The 15,565-nt window shown below is 68.6% G+C and carries 15 protein-coding genes; 8 read left to right on the forward strand and 7 right to left on the reverse strand.

The genetic code is table 11. The features are described from left to right. The first annotated feature begins 91 nt into the window (after nt 1-91). Together ACP7AU_RS14015 and ACP7AU_RS14020 are read left to right on the forward strand one after the other, a co-directional pair. Nucleotides 92-1,510, forward strand: a complete 1,419-nt coding sequence (locus ACP7AU_RS14015) for an amidase (protein ID WP_426051817.1) — start codon at nt 92-94, stop codon at nt 1,508-1,510. Nucleotides 1,511-1,578: 68 nt separating this feature from the next. Next, on the forward strand, nt 1,579-2,067 hold the full coding sequence (locus ACP7AU_RS14020) for a low affinity iron permease family protein (RefSeq protein WP_426051818.1): 489 nt from the start codon (nt 1,579-1,581) through the stop codon (nt 2,065-2,067). On the opposite strand, the gene ACP7AU_RS14025 is transcribed toward ACP7AU_RS14020, so the two are convergent. Then, nucleotides 2,064-3,431 carry a pectate lyase family protein gene (locus tag ACP7AU_RS14025; protein WP_426051802.1) on the reverse strand — a complete coding sequence of 456 codons (1,368 nt, stop codon included), beginning with the start codon at nt 3,429-3,431 and terminating at the stop codon, nt 2,064-2,066. The genes ACP7AU_RS14020 and ACP7AU_RS14025 overlap by 4 nt on opposite strands. Before the next feature lie 195 nt (nt 3,432-3,626). Here ACP7AU_RS14025 and ACP7AU_RS14030 point away from each other — a divergent pair, with 195 nt between their 5' ends. Then, nucleotides 3,627-6,449: a TonB-dependent receptor gene (locus ACP7AU_RS14030; protein ID WP_426051803.1), complete on the forward strand. Its 2,823-nt coding sequence runs from the start codon at nt 3,627-3,629 to the stop codon at nt 6,447-6,449. A gap of 84 nt (nt 6,450-6,533) precedes the next feature. Here ACP7AU_RS14030 and ACP7AU_RS14035 read toward each other — a convergent pair whose 3' ends face one another. Beyond that, nucleotides 6,534-7,343 carry a general secretion pathway protein GspK gene (locus tag ACP7AU_RS14035; protein ID WP_426051804.1) on the reverse strand — a complete coding sequence of 270 codons (810 nt, stop codon included), beginning with the start codon at nt 7,341-7,343 and terminating at the stop codon, nt 6,534-6,536. Between the two features lie 26 nt (nt 7,344-7,369). Next, nucleotides 7,370-8,077 (reverse strand): prepilin-type N-terminal cleavage/methylation domain-containing protein, encoded by a 708-nt coding sequence (locus ACP7AU_RS14040; protein WP_426039481.1) that lies wholly within the window; start codon nt 8,075-8,077, stop codon nt 7,370-7,372. Here ACP7AU_RS14040 and ACP7AU_RS14045 point away from each other — a divergent pair. After that, nucleotides 8,023-8,781: a hypothetical protein gene (locus ACP7AU_RS14045; RefSeq protein ID WP_426051805.1), complete on the forward strand. Its 759-nt coding sequence runs from the start codon at nt 8,023-8,025 to the stop codon at nt 8,779-8,781. The two genes, ACP7AU_RS14040 and ACP7AU_RS14045, sit on opposite strands and share 55 nt — an antisense overlap. Before the next feature lie 163 nt (nt 8,782-8,944). On the opposite strand, the gene ACP7AU_RS14050 is transcribed toward ACP7AU_RS14045, so the two are convergent. Genes ACP7AU_RS14050 through gspL form a run of 4 tightly spaced genes read right to left on the reverse strand, consistent with a single transcriptional unit; the run spans nt 8,945 to nt 13,261 of the window. Beyond that, complete coding sequence (locus tag ACP7AU_RS14050; RefSeq protein WP_426039483.1) at nt 8,945-10,168, reverse strand: type II secretion system F family protein; 1,224 nt, start codon at nt 10,166-10,168, stop codon at nt 8,945-8,947. Beyond that, the gene (gene gspE, locus ACP7AU_RS14055; protein ID WP_426051806.1) at nt 10,168-11,667 is read right to left on the reverse strand and encodes a type II secretion system ATPase GspE; all 1,500 of its coding nucleotides are present in this window, start codon (nt 11,665-11,667) and stop codon (nt 10,168-10,170) included. Before gspE ends, ACP7AU_RS14050 begins: the two co-directional genes overlap by 1 nt. Continuing rightward, on the reverse strand, nt 11,664-12,131 hold the full coding sequence (gene gspM / locus ACP7AU_RS14060) for a type II secretion system protein GspM (protein ID WP_426051807.1): 468 nt from the start codon (nt 12,129-12,131) through the stop codon (nt 11,664-11,666). Before gspM ends, gspE begins: the two co-directional genes overlap by 4 nt. Then, nucleotides 12,128-13,261 carry a type II secretion system protein GspL gene (gspL, locus tag ACP7AU_RS14065; protein ID WP_426051808.1) on the reverse strand — a complete coding sequence of 378 codons (1,134 nt, stop codon included), beginning with the start codon at nt 13,259-13,261 and terminating at the stop codon, nt 12,128-12,130. Before gspL ends, gspM begins: the two co-directional genes overlap by 4 nt. Nucleotides 13,262-13,362: 101 nt before the next feature. On the opposite strand from gspL, the gene gspG reads away from it, so the two are divergent. Genes gspG through ACP7AU_RS14085 form a run of 4 tightly spaced genes read left to right on the forward strand, consistent with a single transcriptional unit; the run spans nt 13,363 to nt 15,564 of the window. Then, the gene (gene gspG, locus ACP7AU_RS14070; RefSeq protein WP_426039487.1) at nt 13,363-13,827 is read left to right on the forward strand and encodes a type II secretion system major pseudopilin GspG; all 465 of its coding nucleotides are present in this window, start codon (nt 13,363-13,365) and stop codon (nt 13,825-13,827) included. Beyond that, on the forward strand, nt 13,827-14,309 hold the full coding sequence (locus tag ACP7AU_RS14075) for a prepilin-type N-terminal cleavage/methylation domain-containing protein (RefSeq protein ID WP_426039488.1): 483 nt from the start codon (nt 13,827-13,829) through the stop codon (nt 14,307-14,309). Before gspG ends, ACP7AU_RS14075 begins: the two co-directional genes overlap by 1 nt. Further along, complete coding sequence (gspI, locus tag ACP7AU_RS14080; RefSeq protein WP_426039489.1) at nt 14,306-14,665, forward strand: type II secretion system minor pseudopilin GspI; 360 nt, start codon at nt 14,306-14,308, stop codon at nt 14,663-14,665. The genes ACP7AU_RS14075 and gspI overlap by 4 nt, the downstream gene beginning before the upstream one ends. Further along, complete coding sequence (locus tag ACP7AU_RS14085) at nt 14,662-15,564, forward strand: type II secretion system protein N (protein WP_426051809.1); 903 nt, start codon at nt 14,662-14,664, stop codon at nt 15,562-15,564. Before gspI ends, ACP7AU_RS14085 begins: the two co-directional genes overlap by 4 nt. The last annotated feature ends 1 nt before the right edge of the window (nt 15,565 follow it).

Consider the following 15,565-nt stretch of genomic DNA (forward strand, 5'->3'; position numbering starts at 1 on the left):
CCTGGGCCAGGACGCTCCCCGATACCAGCCGCCGACCGTGGCCGCCCTGATCGCGGACCCGACGCTGGCCCCGGGGGCCCTGAGAGCCTCGATGGCGCTGATCGCCTCGACAGGGGTCGGGTCGGATCAGCCGATCAACGCGGTGATTGCGGTCAGTGGTCTCGATGGGATGGAGCCGGGCGTGTTCGCGCCGGGCCCCCTGTCCGGCGTGCCGATCCTGCTCAAGGACAATATCGAGACGGCCGACATGCCGACGACCGCTGGGTCGATGGCGCTGCTCGACAACGCGCCGGGGCGGGACGCGCCTCTGGTCGCGCGGCTGAGAGCGGCGGGCGCGGTCATCCTGGGCAAGACCAACCTGTCGGAATGGGCCAACATCCGCTCGTCGGCCTCGGTGTCCGGTTGGAGCGCGGTGGGCGGCCTGACCCGCAATCCGCATGCGCTGGACCGCAACACCTGCGGCTCGTCCTCGGGCTCCGGCGCGGCGGTGGCGGCAGGACTGGCCCCCGCGGCCATCGGGACGGAGACGGACGGGTCGATCGTCTGCCCGGCCGCAATCAACGGCATCGTCGGCTTCAAGCCTACAGTCGGGATGGTGTCACGCACGCACATCGTGCCGATCAGCCATTCGCAGGACACGGCCGGGCCGATGACACGCACCGTCGAGGACGCGGCCATCCTGTTGTCGGTCATCGCCGGCAGCGACCCCGCCGATCCGGCGACGGCCGAGGCGGATGCGAGGAAGACTGACTTCAGGGCGGCCCTCGACGCCGGTTCGCTGCGCGGGACGCGGATCGGGGTGGCGCGGTTCCTGACCGGCTATTCGCCCGGCACGGACGTGGTGTTCGAACAGACGCTGCAGGCCTTGCGCGATGCCGGAGCCGTGCTGATCGACATCGCCGACGGGCCGGACATGGACGCCATCGGCGAGGCCGAGACGACCGTGCTGCACTATGAACTCAAGGCCGACCTGAACGCCTATCTGGCTTCAACCGACCCGGACCAGGTGCGCACCCGGACCCTGGCCGACGTCATCGCCTTCAACATCGCGACGCCGCGCGAGATGGCCCTGTTCGGGCAGGAAACCTTCATCAAGGCCGAGGCGACGCGGGGGCTGGACGATCCGGGATACATCGCGGCGCGCGAGACCTCGCTGAGGCTGGCGGGAGTCGAGGGGATCGACCGGCTGCTGAGCCGGAACGCGGTTGTGGCCCTGGTCGCGCCGACGGTGGGACCCGCTTGGTCGATCGATGTGGTCAACGGCGATCACTATCTAGGGGCGGCGTCGACGCTGCCCGCAGTCGCCGGCTATCCGCATCTGACCGTGCCGATGGGGTTCGTGCAGGGCCTGCCGGTGGGCCTGAGCTTCATCGGGGCCAGGTGGGACGATGCGCGCATCCTGTCGCTCGGCTACGCCTTCGAGCAGGCGACCCATGCCTTCCGGCCCGCTGTCATGCGTCGATCCATCGACGACCTGGGGGACGTGGCCTCGGTGCTGGCGCAACCCTGATTGTCTCGACGCGCTGAGTCCGATACCGGACCTAGGAACCTGACCCCGGGCGGTGCAGTTTGTCCGCCATGGAAAAGCTGTTCGTCCGTTTCGCCACCCTGACCGCCAAGGTGGCGGGCAAGCCGTGGACCTTTATCGGATGCCTGATGATCGTCGTCATTTGGGCGGTGACGGGGCCGGTGTTCAAGTTCAGCGAGACCTGGCAGCTGGTGATCAACACCGGCACGACCATCATCACCTTCCTGATGGTCTTCCTGATCCAGAACACCCAGAACCGCGACGGCGCCGCGATGCAGGCGAAGCTAGACGAGCTGGTCTATGCGGTGAAGAAGGCCGACGCGCGATTCATCGGCATCGAACACCTGACCGAACGGGAGCTCGACAAGATCCTGGAGGAGGTCGAGAAGCGCGGGCGGGAAGTCCATGCGGGCAAGCCGGCGCGGGCGATCAAGGGCAAGCCCGCGGTTCGGGCCGAAGACGTGGAGGCGGTCCAGCCGAGGGCCGCGACGCCGGCCGCTGAGCGCAAGCCCGCCGCCAGATCACGCGCCAGGGTCTAGGTCGCCAGGCTGTTCAGCCAGTCCTCGAGATTGGTGAATCGATCCCCGTCGCGATCCGCCGCGCCGTCAGCCATCGCGGGATCGAGGCCGTGGACGGTCTCCCGGGCGTCGGGCATGCCGTCGGCGTCGGTGTCGATCCAGGGCGTTCCGGGGGCGAGATCGGGCCAGCCGCCGACCTGGGTCTGGCTGTTGATGATCCGGCCCGTGCCTTCCACTACGCCGGCGAGGATGCGCGCGTCCACGGCATCCCGGGCATGGGCGGCGCCGGCCCCGGCCAGCACCGACGCGAAGGCCTGATCCGCTGTTTCGGTCGCGCCCATGGCCCAGTCGGGCAGGGCGGTCAGACGATAGCCGGGCGTGTCGTCGCCCGTGACCGGCGCCCAGGGGTCGGCCGGCGCGACGCCGTCGACGCTGTTGCCCTCGAACCATGCGCGGGCGACAGAAGACTCTTCCTCGAAGATCACCGCGCCGGTGGGGTCCGGGCCGCGCCTGTAGGCGTTGCCGGCGAAGACGTAGGTCGAGACCGTCGCCGGATCCTTGTCGGAGTTGTAGCCGGCGTGACCCTGGCCCCAGTCGTAGAAGACGTTTTTGCTGAACTCGAACCTGGGCCCGACCGGATCGATGTCGGGCGTCAGATATCTGCCGGGGCGCGGCATTCTGGCGCGGTGGGCGGCCCACAGGTTGTGGTGGAAGGTGAAGCGGGCGCCGCGATTGCCGCGCACCAGTGAGCCATAACCGTGGTCGCCTTTTGAATGGGCCGACAGGTTCAGGCTCTCGGCGATGATCGACCACTGGACGGTGACGGCGTCGATGACCCGGTCGCGGCTGCCGATCGACAGGGTCCCGTACACAGACCAGGAGGCGGAGACATGGTCCAGGATGATGCGTTCGCCCCGATCGATGGTAATGGCCTCGGTCTCCACCCCGTCCTCGTCGCCGAGCCGCGAGCGGATGTAGCGGACGATCACATCGTCGGCCGAGATCAGCAGGGGCTGGCCGCGAAGGGTGATCCCGCCGCCGGGCGCGGTCTGGCCGGCAATCGTGATGAGTGGTTCGCGGATGCGGAGTGGGGTCGCCAGCCGGATCGTGCCTCCGATGTCGAAGACGACCGTGAGCGGGCCCTCTGTCTCGACCGCGGCGCGCAGGCTGCCGGGACCCGAATCGTTCAGGTTGGTGACGCGGAGCACCGCTCCGCCGCGTCCGCCGACGGCCTCACGACCCGCACCGAGCGCGCCGGGAAAGGCCACGACCACGGTCGCATCGGCCTGCGCAGACGCCGCGGCCGTGGCGCAGCCAGCGGCTGTGGCGAGAATGCCAGCCGCCACGCTTGCCTGAGCGAGACGGGTTGCAAGATGGGTCTTCATCGGGTTAGGCTTGCTATTGATACCGGTGTCAGACTGTTTTTCGTCTGCAAATGATACCGGTGTCAATCGGTCACGGGGAAGGCTCTGGTCCGACTATAACAGATCGGCAGGAAGCCGACGTCATGACATTCCTTAGGAGGAGGCACTATGTATCAGTATCGTCAGGGGCGCCCGTGCGCGCTCCGTCAAGGGCTTGTGGCCGGTGTGTCCGGCCTGGCCATCGTGCTGACCTTGGGGGTCGCGTCGGCATCCGCCCAGACCGCACCCGCGCAAGATGACGAAGAGACCCAGGTCGACGAAATCGTCGTCACCGGTTTCCGGGCAAGTCTGGCCAACGCGCTGAGCGTCAAACGCAACTCGGCCGGGGTCGTCGACGCCATCAGCGCCGAAGACATCGCCGACTTCCCCGACACCAATCTGGCTGAATCGATCCAGCGAATCCCGGGCGTGTCGATCGACCGTGACGCTGGCGAAGGTCGCAGCATCACGGTTCGCGGCCTGAGTTCGGAGTTCACACGGACACGGATCAACGGCATCGAGGCCCAGGCGACCACCAGCGCCACCGATTCCTCGGGAGGCGTGAACCGCGGGCGGGGCTTCGACTTCAACGTCTTCGCCTCGGAGCTGTTCAACAACATCACGGTGCGCAAGACCGCCTCGGCCGAGGTCGAAGAAGGCTCACTGGGTGCCACGGTGGATCTGAACACTAGCCGCCCCTTCGACAACGATGGCTTCAACGCGGCGCTATCGGCCCAGTACGGTTACAACGACCTGTCGCAGACCGGCAGCCCGCGCTTCGCCGGTCTGGTCTCGAACACCTGGATGGACGGCCAACTGGGCGCGCTGTTCTCGCTGGCCTACAGCGAGAAGGACAGCCTCGAAGAGGGCTTCAGTTCCGTGCGCTGGGGCCCTGCGAGCGGGGACAACGGCTTTGCAAACCCCTCGGCCCTGCCTGGTGGCGCGGCGGCTGCCGGTGGTCTGTTCCATCCTCGCATTCCGCGTTACGGCCGACTGGAACACAGCCAGGAGCGTCTGGGCGCAACGCTGTCCTTGCAGGCCCGGCCGGGGAACGGCGCGACCCTGTTCGGGCTGGATGTCCTGTACTCGAAGCTGGATTCGACCCGGAACGAGAACTTCCTCCAGGCCTGGTCGCTGAGCCGTAACGCCAGCCAAGGCGGGAAGCCTCAGGTGATCATCCGTGCTGCGGAGGCGGATCCGGCCACCGGCGAGCTGGTCTATCTGATGCTCGACGATATCGACATCCGCTCCGAAAACCGCTTCGACATCCTCGAGACCGAGTTCCTTCAGTACACCTTCAGCGTGAAGCACGAGTTCAGCGACCGTCTGCGCGTCAATGCGCTGGCCGGACAGGCTCGCTCGGACTTCGGCAACCCGACACAGGTCAGTGCGATCATCGACCGCCAGAACACCGACGGCTACAGCATCGACTTCCGCCAGAGCCGCGACACGCCGCTGATCAACTACGGCTTCGACGTCACCAATCCGGCGAACTGGACCATCACAGGGCCGGCAGGCGTCCAGCCGCTGTCGGAACTGCGCTCGTCGGCGAATTTCCAGGAGAACGCCTACACCACCGCCGAGGGGAACCTCGAGTTCGACATCACCGACGTGTTCACCCTGAAGGCCGGGTTGGCCTACAAGGAGTTCACCTCCAGCAGCTCCGCCTTCCAGCGCCGCAGCAACACGGCTCCTGCCTTGCCGACGGGCGCGACCGTCGCACAGATCAGCAACCTGCTGACCGGCTTCGGACGCAATCTGGACCTGCCGGCCGGCTCGGCCACGTCCTGGGTTCGTCCCGATCTCGCGGCCCTGGATGCGGCCTTCAACTACAGCTGCAACTGCGACACGGGCGTAGCGGGCGGAGACTTCCGTCTTCTGGGGCTGGAGAACACCTCGACTTTGGGCTCCTGGCGCGAAGTGACGGAGACCGACACCGGCGCCTTCGTCCAGGTCGATTGGGACACCACGGTGTGGAACATGCCGGTCCGCGGCAATGTCGGCGTTCGCCAGGTCAAGACCGAGATCGAAGCCCTGGGCTATTCGGCGATCGCGGGCGTCGCGACGCAGATCACCGGCGACAACGAATACGAGGACACACTACCCTCGCTGAACATTTCGCTTGAGCCCATGGAGGATGTGATCGTGCGCTTCGGGGCGGCCAAGGTCATGGCCCGTCCTCCCGTGGGAAGCCTGGTTCCGGTCTTCTCTCTCAGCGCGCTGAACGCGGCCAACAATACCGCCTCGCTCGGCAATGTGGAGTTGGAGCCTTACCGCGCCAAGACATACGACCTGTCGCTGGAGTGGTATTTCGCGCCCGAGTCCCTCCTGTCCTTCGCCTATTTCTACAAAGACATCTCGACCTATGTGCAGACGACGCAGCAGAGGCTGACCTATGCGGACCTGACGTCGATGAACGCGGTGGCGTTCCCCGCCGGCGGTGGCCGCGACCCGGCCCTGGAGTATGTGTTTAGCACTCCGACCAACACACCGGGCGGGCCGCTGAAAGGGTTTGAGATCAGCTACCAGCAGCCGTTCCGCTTCCTGCCGGGACCGCTGTCGAACCTGGGGACGCAGATCAACTACACCCGCGTCGAATCTGAGATCGACTACTGCACCAACTCCACCTGCAACGTCTTCGTCACGGCCGATCTGGTGAACCTGTCGCCGAACGCGTGGAACGCGACGCTCTACTATGATGACGGGCGGTTTAACGCGCGCATCTCCGCAGCCTATCGCGACACTTACTTCCAGTCGGTTCCGGGATCCAACGGCGGCACGCGCGGCATTCCGTTCCAGGGCAAGACGGAGACGACGACCATCGACGCCTCGGCCTCCTACAGCCTCACCGACAACCTCTCGGTCTCGATCGAAGGCATCAACCTCACCGACGAGGAGAACCGTCAAAACCACGGTGACTTGGGTGGGCCGCGCGACAGCACCTACGTCTTCCATCACACCGGTCGCCAGGTGTTCGCGGGCGTCCGCTACCGCTTCTAGACATCGTTCACTCCTGAACGCACCTTGGGTCGGGGAAGGGAAACCTTCTCCGGCCTTTTCTTGTCTAACGAGGCCAAGGCCCGCTCAGCCGGCCGTCCGGCGGCGACCGGTAACGACCACATCGACCGTGCGGTCGCGGCGGATGCGGGCGATGCGGCTGTCCAGCGCCTGGGTCACGTCCCCGACGGTGACGGTAGTGATGACGCGGTAGTGGTTCGAGGTGAAGCCTGTCCCGGCCAAGGTCGGGGCGCCCTCGGTCGCGAGGTCGGCGGGGGTCAGCATGCCGTTGCGTGCGCGAACCTCGATCAGCTTGCGCGCGACCTCGGGGTCCCGGGTCATCAGCGACAGCAGCGGCAGGCCGACGGTGTTCAGGTTGATCGTCGCGTCCTCGGGCAGGATGGCGACCCAGGGTCGGAGCTTGTCGAGATCGGCGCGGGGCACACCGCCGGCGGCGATGAGGCCATCGTCGGTCAGGGGACCGGCGACGCGGACGACCGAGGCTATACGGATCATCGATACGGGGTCGATGTTCAGCGCGGCGCCGATCGACTGGAACAGGGTGATCGGCGCGCTCTCGCCCGAATGCATGGCGTTGAGGTTGAAGCGGGACTGCTCGTCCTCGATGGCCAGTGCGAAACGGCCGCCGGGGACGGCGATGTCCTGTTGACCCAGTTGGGCCCAGAGTTCGGCGAGGTTGTCGGTGCCGGCGGCGACGAGGGCGTCACGGCGCAGGGTGGTGATGGCCGACAGTTCGCCCGCGCGGGCGTAGGCGCTGGCCTGCGCGGCGTCGCGCAGGCGGGTGGAGCGCTGGACCTCGATGTCCTGGGTCGAGACCATGATCAGGACCGCGACGCTGGCGACGGCCAGGACCAGCAGGACGTTGAGAAGGATCATACCCTCGCGTCGGGTCAACTTCAGCCTCATGGCGCAACGGCCGGGGGCGCCGGCTCCATCAGCGGGATGGAGGCGACCCGACGCAGGGTGGCGGTCGGCTGGCCATCGACACCGGTCAGGGTGATGTCGAGCGCCACCGCGGTGACGCCTTCGTCAGGCGCAGGGCCGCTCGAGAGGGGGCTGCCGTCGGGACCGGTCAGGGGCAGGGTGGGCTGCTGCGGTTGGGGCCAGGCGTCGAGCCAGTCGCCGCGACGGCGGTGGAAGGTCCAGCGCAGGGAAGAGACCTGGGTCAGCAGGGTCTGAACCCGCTCGCCGTCCGCGCCGGTGATCGTGCGGGTCAGGGCGTCGCCGTTGAGGTCGTAGCGGACATTGACGATGCCGCCGGTGATGTCCGCCTTCTGCAACGACAGGGACGATACGCCGCCGCCTAGCGAGCCGGTGATCTGGTCGAGGTCGGAGGAGACGACCAGCATGGCGCGCTGGATCTCCGCCATCCGGCTGAGGCGGGTGTCCGTCGCGTCCTGGGTGCGCAGGACGCTGTTCAGCAGGGTGAAGCCGGCCACGCCGATGAGGGCGAACAGGGCCATGGCGATCAGCACCTCGATCAGGGTGAAACCTTTGCGACGGCGCTTCGCTTCCCACTGGCGCGTGGTATCGACGGGCGAACGGAGAGACGCCCATGCTGAAGGTCTGGAGAACGCGAGAGGGCGAAGGCGGCCGGGCTGCAGGCGCATTTCAGTTCGAGCGGCTGACGGTGAAGGTGACGCGCTGGCGCGTGGTGCTGGGCGGCGTCGCGGTCGGGGCGTATGCGCTCGGCCTGATCGCCATGGCGCCGTCCGAGATCATCGTCGCCCGGTCCTCCAACGGAGAGCGGCAGGCGGTCGGGACGGTCTGGGCCGGAGAGCGGGCGCTGCCGGGCGGGTTCGGGGCGCGATGGGCAGTGATGCCCTTCTCCTCGATCCTGCATCTGTCGGGGGCGCTGCGGCTGGGTCTGCGCGGGCCGGACACGGCGGCGACGGCGCAGGTTCTGGCGCGGCCGGGGCGAGTTCTGGTGCGCGACCTGGGGGGGACGGCGTCGATGCGGTTGATCAATGCGGCAGCGCCGGGCCTGCCGTTCGCCTGTTCGTCGGTGATGCGGTTTGACGTGTCGCGGCTGTCGCTCAAGGGGAGGCCGGAAGGGGCGGGGACGATACCGGTCTCGCCCGGCGATTGCGCGCCCTCCGGCGGCGGGGCGGCGAGCCCTCTGCCGGCGCTGAACGGGACGGTCTCGGCGGACGGTGCGGCGACCACGGTCGTGTTCGCGCGGGCGGATACGGCCGCCGAGGTCATGAAGGCGCGGGTGCAGGTGGACGGCGGGCTGACGGCCTCCATCGAGCCGGGCGGCGTCGGCCTGATCCCCGGCGTCGGGGCACCGGTGTCGATCGAGACGTCGCTGTAGGGTCTCGAAACCCTCCGTATCTCTTTCCGTGCACCCCGGCGAAGGCCGGGGTCCAGATTACAGACCGGAACGGCCGGGATCGCGCACCTGATTTGCTGATCCACGGAGGGTGTCCGCCATCTGCACCCCGGCCTTCGCCGGGGTGCAGGGTGGAGGAGGATAGTCACAGGCCGGCGAGGTTGTTGAGGTTCACGATCGGCATGAGGATGGCCAGCACCATCAACAGAACGATCCCGCCCATCACCAGGAGCACGCCCGGCTCCACCAGGGAGACGAGGGCCTGGACGAGGCTGTCGAGCTCCTGCTCCAGATCCTGGGCCGCGCGTTCGAGGCCGTGGCCGAGCTTGCCCGACTGTTCGCCGGCCGCGACGATGGCCAGCAGCAGGGGCGGGAAGATCTCGGCCTCGGCCATGGCGCGGCGCAGGGACGAGCCTTCGCGCACCCGGGCGGCGACGAGAATGGCGCGTTCGCGGGCAAAGCGGTTGGGGGTGACGGCGGCGGACGCCTGAAGCGCCTCGACCAAGGGTACGTCGGAGCGGACGAGCGTGGCCAGAGATCCCGCGAACCGGGCCGCGTTCAGGTGCTGGACAAAGCCGGCGAAGGGCGGGGTCTTCAACAGGAACTCGGCGAAGCGGCGGGCATTGGCGGGTATGGCCAGCCAGCGGTTCCAGGCGATCCCGGCGATGACGAGCGCGATCAGGACATAGACGCCGAAGGTCTGGACGAAGGCCGAGAGCGCGATCAGGGCCCGTGTCAGGAAGGGCAGTTCGGCGCCGCGCGAGACGAACACCTTCACGATGTCGGGCACGACATAGATCATCATCAGGGTGATCATCAGCAGGGACACTCCCGCCAACAGCGCCGGATAGAGCAGGGCCAGCTGGACCTTGCGGCGCGCCTTCTCCTGATTGCCGACGAATTCGGTCAGGTGGGCCAGGACGGTCGACAGCTTGCCCGACTGCTCGCCGGCGGCGATCGAGGCGCGGTAGAATTCGGGGAAGACCTTGGGGTGGCGGGCCAGGGCCGAGGCGAAACTGCGACCCTCAAGGATGGCGGAGCGGACGTCGGTCAGGACCACGCCTATGGGCTGGCCCTCGGTCTGCTGGGCGGCGATGCGCAGCGCCTCCTCAATGCGGATATCCGATCCGATCAGGGTCGAGAGCTGGCGGGTAACGGCCGACAGGGTCTTGGAACTGATGCCCTGCTGGAAGATGACGATGCCCTTGGACAGGTCGGTCTTGCGGCGCTCGCCGGCCAGGGCGACGGCGGTGGGGAGCAGGCCCCGATCGCGGACCAGCTGGCGCGCGCCGACGTCGGAGGCGGCCTCGATGGTCCCCTTGTGCGGCCTGCCCTCGGCATCGACAGCCTGAAAGGCGAAGACGGGCATCAGACGTCTTCCCGGACCACGCGGGCGACTTCCTGCACGGAGGTCTCGCCGGCCAGGGCCTTGGCGGCGCCGTCCTCCAGAAGGCCCGGGCCGCGCTGGCGGGCGAGGCGGATCAGGTCGGCCTCGGCGACGCCGTCATGGATGGCCTGCTGCATCTCGCCGTCGATCTCAATGACCTCATAGACACCGAGCCGGCCCTTGTAGCCCTCGCCCCGGCACTCGGGGCAGCCGACGGGGCGGAAGATGCGGGCTCCGAGAGGGACCGCGCCGCCGGTCATCTCTGAGTCGGCCGTCGTCGCCTCGGCGGGTGACTTGCAGTGGGGGCAGAGGCGGCGGACCAGTCGCTGGGCGATCAGGCCCGACAGCATGGGGGCCAGCAGATAGCGTTCGACTCCCATGTCGATCAGCCGGGTGACGCTGCCGACTGCCGTATTGGTGTGCAGGGTCGACAGCATCAGGTGGCCGGTCATGGAGGCGCGGACGGCGACCTCGGCCGTCTCGTGATCGCGGATCTCGCCGACCATGATCACGTCGGGGTCCTGACGCAGGATGGCGCGCAGGCCGCGGGCGAAGGTCAGGTCTATGCGGGCGTTGACCTGCATCTGGCCGATGCCGTCCAGCGCGTATTCGATCGGGTCCTCGACCGTCATGATGTTGCGGCGACGGTCGTTGAGGCGCGTCAGGGCGGAATAGAGGGTGGTGGTCTTGCCCGAGCCGGTCGGGCCGGTGACCAGGATGACACCGTGCGGACGGGTGATCATCCGCTCGAAGGTCTCGAGGTCGCGGTCGCTCATGCCCAGTTGGGCCAGGTCCAGCGACGTCGAGCCGCGGTCGAGCAGGCGCAGGACTACGCGCTCGCCGTGCTGGGACGGAATGGTCGAGACGCGGACGTCAACGTCGAGACCGCCGATGTGCAGTGTCACGCGACCGTCGTGGGGGACGCGTTTCTCGGCGATGTCCAGCCGGGCCATGACCTTGATGCGACTGACCAGCAGCGGGGCGAGGGCGCGGGCGGGCTGCAACACTTCGCGCAGGACGCCGTCGATGCGAAAGCGGACGACGAGTCGCTTTTCCTCGGCCTCGATATGGATATCGGAGGCGCCGTCGCGGATGGCCTGGAGCAGCAGGGCGTTGATCAGGCGCACCACCGGCGCGTCGTCGCGGCTGTCGAGCAGGTCGTCGACGGCGGCGGCGTCCTCGGCCAGGGCGGCGAGGTCGTCCTCGGACGCGGCGTAGTCGGCGGCGGGCGCGGCCTCGCCTCCGGTCTGTTCGCGCAGGATCGCGTCGAAGCGGTCGTCGTCCACGGCCTCGAAGGCAATGTCGGCGCCGTTGACGCGTCTGACCTCCAGCAGGGTCTCGAGCGTGGCGCTGCGGCGGTGCAGGCAGACGGGGGGGGCGTCCCCCTCTCCTGACGGCCGCAGGATCATGGCCCCCCGCCGGCGGGCGAAGCCATAGGCGAGGCTGGCGGTCGGGGCCGCAGTGTCTTCGGCGAGGCTCATGGTTGAAGTACGCGCAGGGTGACGTCCACGACGCCTTCGGAGACGCCGCGCCGGATGTTGACGCTGGACAGTGTCGCGCCCGAGGCTTCCAGGGTCGCCAGCCAGGGAATGACGGCGTCGTAGCGGGCGCCGGTCACGCTGACCTCCGCCGAGCTGTCGTCGCCGGTGATTGTGGGGACGATGCCGAACGTCGCAGCCTGGGTCGGGATGGCGGTCTGCAGCGGGCCGGACAGGGAGGCGGTCGGGGCGACGATGCCGCCGGCGGTGCGGACATCGACCATGACCTGCTCATAGGCGGCGATCCGGCCGATGGCCGTGGCGCGGGCGTCGAGCAGGGGGCGCAGGATGGCCAACCAGACGATGGCGATGACGATCAGGCCGCCGAGGAAGGCGATCATCGCCTGTTCGCGACGCGAACGCGACGCCATCCAGGCGGCGGCGTTGTCGAGGGCGGGGGACCTCATCCGGCGCCTCCCGGCGTGATCTGTATGGTGGCGTTGAGGCCGTTGGTCGCCTGGGTGGCGTCGACGGCCGCGGGGGCTCCGGTCGTGGTCAGGCCCGAGGCGTTCAGGGCGGCGATCGCCCGATCCAGTGTCTCGGCGTCCGAGACGGCGACGCCGAGGTCGAGCGAACCGGGCGCATAGACGGCGGAGTTGAAGGCCACGGCGCCCGCGCCCGGCATGGCGCCCGAGGTCTGGGCCAGCAGCCGGGTGAAGGGGCGGGCGCCGCCGCCTGCGGAGGGCAGGACGCGGCCGGCGGCGGCGATCAGATCTTCGTCGGCCGCGATCTGCGGAGCGACGGACTGGAGCAGGGAGCGGGTCTCTGCCTCCTTCTTCTCCGCCATGCTGTGCAGCAGCAGGGTGTCTATGCCGAGGATGCCGATGTGGGCCAGGACGCCGATTCCGGCGACCAGGGCGAGGGTCCGGGCAGCGCTCGGCCCGCCGGAGCGGATCGCGGCCCAGGGGCCCTGACGCAGGTCGAGCGGCGGCAGGACGGCGACCGTCTCTCCCATCGACCCGAGCAGGGCGGCCTCGTGCTCGACGCCGTCGGCCAGGGCCTCGGGCAGGGGATCGCCGATGGTCTGGAGGCGGGGCTTGCCGGCGGCGGTCCAGGCCGCGTCGATGGCCGAAAGCGGCAGGGCGAATCCGGCACCGTTGTCGGTGCGGACCAGGGCGCGATCCGCCTCTGCCTTGACCACCCAGGCGCCCGGCGACGGCATCGGCAGGGTCAGGGCGTCGGGCAGCATGATCGCCGCCTCGAGCTCGGCCTCGGCCAGCATCGCGATCCACGACTGCATGCGTGTGTGGCGCACGACCCCGGCGATGTGGCGGCGCGGGGCGACCTCCATGCCGAGGGCGAAATGCAGGGTGGCCAGGGGCTCGCCGACGGCATCCTCCAGCGCATAGGCGAGGTTGGTGACGCGCTGGGCGCGAGTCGGGAAGGGCAGGTCGACCGTCAGGGTCAGGACGTCTTCCGAAGGGACCAGAACCGTCGTCGGACCGGCATAGGACCGGTCGACTGCTATGATTCTGTCATCGACGATGCGCCATAAGCCTCGGCTCGGAAGGTTCGAACGGGCGGGTCGACCGAGCATTGGCGGAACTCAATAGAATGGCGTGGTCGGAGGCGTTGACCCGGTCTATAGCAGCGAAAACAAGCCTGTCGCCACTGGCTAAGCCGTCGAGAAAAAGTGTCATGGTTACTTTGTCCAAGCGTCACAAGCTTGACCGTCGTCTTGATGGGCGGCGTGCGGGTCTGACTCTGGTCGAAATGATCGTGGTGCTGGCCATCATCGCCGTGGTCGCCGTGCTGATCGTGCCCAATGTCATCGGCCGCCCTGACGAGGCGCGGGTGACGGTGGCCAAGACCGACCTGAAGACCGTCGCGACCGCTCTGCGCATGTATCGCCTCGACAACGGCGACTATCCGACGACGCAGCAGGGGCTGGAGGCGCTGGCGTCCCGTCCTACCACGCCGCCGGAGCCGCGCGCCTATCCGGCCGAACCCTATCTGACCGAGGTCCCGACCGATCCCTGGGGCAAGCCCTATGTCTATCGCAGCCCGGGCACGGGCGGCGCCTACGACCTGCTGTCCTATGGCAAGGACGGCGAGGAGGGCGGCGAGAAGCTCGACGCCGACCTGAACGAACGCACGCGCTGATGAGCCGTGTCGGGGGACACAGTCTGAAGCGACGCTCCGGGATGACCCTGGTCGAGATCCTCGTGGTGGTGGCCATCGTCGGGGTCATGGCGGGCGTCGTCACCCTGGGCGTCGGCGCGGCCGATCGCGGGATGGGTGTCGAGACCGAGGCCAACCGTCTGGCGGACCGGTTGAGGCTGGCGGCCGACGATGTGCTGGTGACGCGCCGACCCCTGTCGCTGGCCTTTGACGGCGAGGGTTATGGCTTCGTGCGCGGCGACGCGGGCACGACCGGCGTGGTCGATGCCCTGGCCGGGCGGCATGCGCTGCCGGCGGGCGTCCGGATGGTCGGGCTGGGCGTAGCTTCGCCCGTGTCGATCGACCCCGACGGCGCCCAGCCGGTCGCGGCCTTCGGCCTGGCCAAGGGAGACCGCCGCTGGCGTGTGACCTTCGACGGACTGAACGCCGTGGCCGAACCGGTGAGCGACGAGGCGCCGGCATGAAGCACGGCTATTCCCTGATGGAGGCGCTGGTCGCCCTGTTCATCCTCGCCATCGCCACGGTGGGGTTGACGCGCGCGACCCAGGCCCATGTCGACGGGGTGCGCGGGCTGGAGCAGAGGGTGGTGGCCCAGTGGGTCGCCGAGAACCGGCTGGTCGAACTGAATCTCGAAGGCCCGATGCAGACGGCGGACGTGTCGGTGGTCCGCATGATGGATCGCGACTGGGACGTGCGGGTCGCACGGCGGAATACGGACGATCCCGATCTGGTCGCCGTGGATGTCGCGGTGTCTCCGGCGGGGTCAGGGAACGAGGCTGTGCGGCTGTCGGGCTTCGTTGACCGGGGAGCGACGGCATGACCCCGGAACGCAGGGACGAATTCGCGCTGAGGGTCGTCAGCGTCTTGATCGTGGGATCGCTGGCTCTGGCTCTGGCGGGGCTCACCTGGCGGCTGACCGGCTGGGACGACGGACGCGACGAGGTCGCGGTGGCTGAAAGCCTCGCTCCTTTGGGCGGTGCCGCAGCGCCGGGCGCCGATGCGGATGTGGCTCGGATCGTGTCGCTGGCGCCGTTCGGCGGGGCTACGGCGCCCGGCGGATTGCCGGCCTCCACCCTGGGTCTGGTGCTGAAAGGCATCCTGATGGCCTATCCGTCCAGCGCTTCGACGGCCCTGATCGCGATCGGCGAAGGCCCGGCAGCCATCTATGGCATCGGCCAGACGCCGGTCGGCGACTCGGTGATCGAAACCATCGAGGTGGACCATGTCATTCTGTCCTCCGGCGGCGCGCGCCAGCGGCTAGACTTCCCCGAGCCGGTCGCGATCGATCCGGCCACTGTGTCCAGCGCGACGCCGGGCGCGGGGATCACCGTGATGCCGGTCCAGCCGCCGCAATCGCCAGCAGCGGCGGCGGCCCTGGCGATGTCCTCGCCCGTGGCCAGTGCGGCGGCGGCGGCGGCGGCCTCGCAGCTGGCGCCGCGCGTCGCGGACGCGGGACCCTCGCCGAGTGTCGCCGCTGCCGCCGGCGCGGCAGGCGTGACAGCGACGGCGTCCGGCTATCGTATCGGCCCAAATCCCTCACCCGAGCTGCGTCGCTTCGGCCTGCAGCCCGGCGATGTGATCGAGACGTTGAACGGCCAGGCGGTCGGCGATGCGGGCTCGGATCAGCAGCTTTTCGAACGCGCCCGGTCCGCCGGACAGGCGCGCGTGGTGGTCGTCCGTAACGGACGCCGTCTCACCCTCAACTTTCCCCTTCGCTAGG

Source organism: Brevundimonas sp. SL161, from assembly GCF_049896985.1.
In the GTDB taxonomy this organism is placed as follows: Bacteria; Pseudomonadota; Alphaproteobacteria; order Caulobacterales; family Caulobacteraceae; genus Brevundimonas.

What these genes read in the sequence shown, in the direction of transcription:
- gspE (WP_426051806.1), bottom strand. Translation starts at nt 11,667, where the DNA reads ATGAGCCTCGCCGAAGACACTGCGGCCCCGACCGCCAGCCTCGCCTAT.
- ACP7AU_RS14020 (WP_426051818.1), top strand. Translation starts at nt 1,579, where the DNA reads ATGGAAAAGCTGTTCGTCCGTTTCGCCACCCTGACCGCCAAGGTGGCG.
- gspG (WP_426039487.1), top strand. Translation starts at nt 13,363, where the DNA reads ATGGTTACTTTGTCCAAGCGTCACAAGCTTGACCGTCGTCTTGATGGG.
- gspI (WP_426039489.1), top strand. Translation starts at nt 14,306, where the DNA reads ATGAAGCACGGCTATTCCCTGATGGAGGCGCTGGTCGCCCTGTTCATC.
- ACP7AU_RS14045 (WP_426051805.1), top strand. Translation starts at nt 8,023, where the DNA reads ATGCTGAAGGTCTGGAGAACGCGAGAGGGCGAAGGCGGCCGGGCTGCA.
- ACP7AU_RS14035 (WP_426051804.1), bottom strand. Translation starts at nt 7,343, where the DNA reads ATGATCCTTCTCAACGTCCTGCTGGTCCTGGCCGTCGCCAGCGTCGCG.
- ACP7AU_RS14015 (WP_426051817.1), top strand. Translation starts at nt 92, where the DNA reads ATGGCGCTGATCGCCTCGACAGGGGTCGGGTCGGATCAGCCGATCAAC.
- ACP7AU_RS14085 (WP_426051809.1), top strand. Translation starts at nt 14,662, where the DNA reads ATGACCCCGGAACGCAGGGACGAATTCGCGCTGAGGGTCGTCAGCGTC.
- ACP7AU_RS14040 (WP_426039481.1), bottom strand. Translation starts at nt 8,077, where the DNA reads ATGCGCCTGCAGCCCGGCCGCCTTCGCCCTCTCGCGTTCTCCAGACCT.
- ACP7AU_RS14050 (WP_426039483.1), bottom strand. Translation starts at nt 10,168, where the DNA reads ATGCCCGTCTTCGCCTTTCAGGCTGTCGATGCCGAGGGCAGGCCGCAC.
- gspL (WP_426051808.1), bottom strand. Translation starts at nt 13,261, where the DNA reads ATGCTCGGTCGACCCGCCCGTTCGAACCTTCCGAGCCGAGGCTTATGG.
- ACP7AU_RS14025 (WP_426051802.1), bottom strand. Translation starts at nt 3,431, where the DNA reads ATGAAGACCCATCTTGCAACCCGTCTCGCTCAGGCAAGCGTGGCGGCT.
- gspM (WP_426051807.1), bottom strand. Translation starts at nt 12,131, where the DNA reads ATGAGGTCCCCCGCCCTCGACAACGCCGCCGCCTGGATGGCGTCGCGT.
- ACP7AU_RS14075 (WP_426039488.1), top strand. Translation starts at nt 13,827, where the DNA reads ATGAGCCGTGTCGGGGGACACAGTCTGAAGCGACGCTCCGGGATGACC.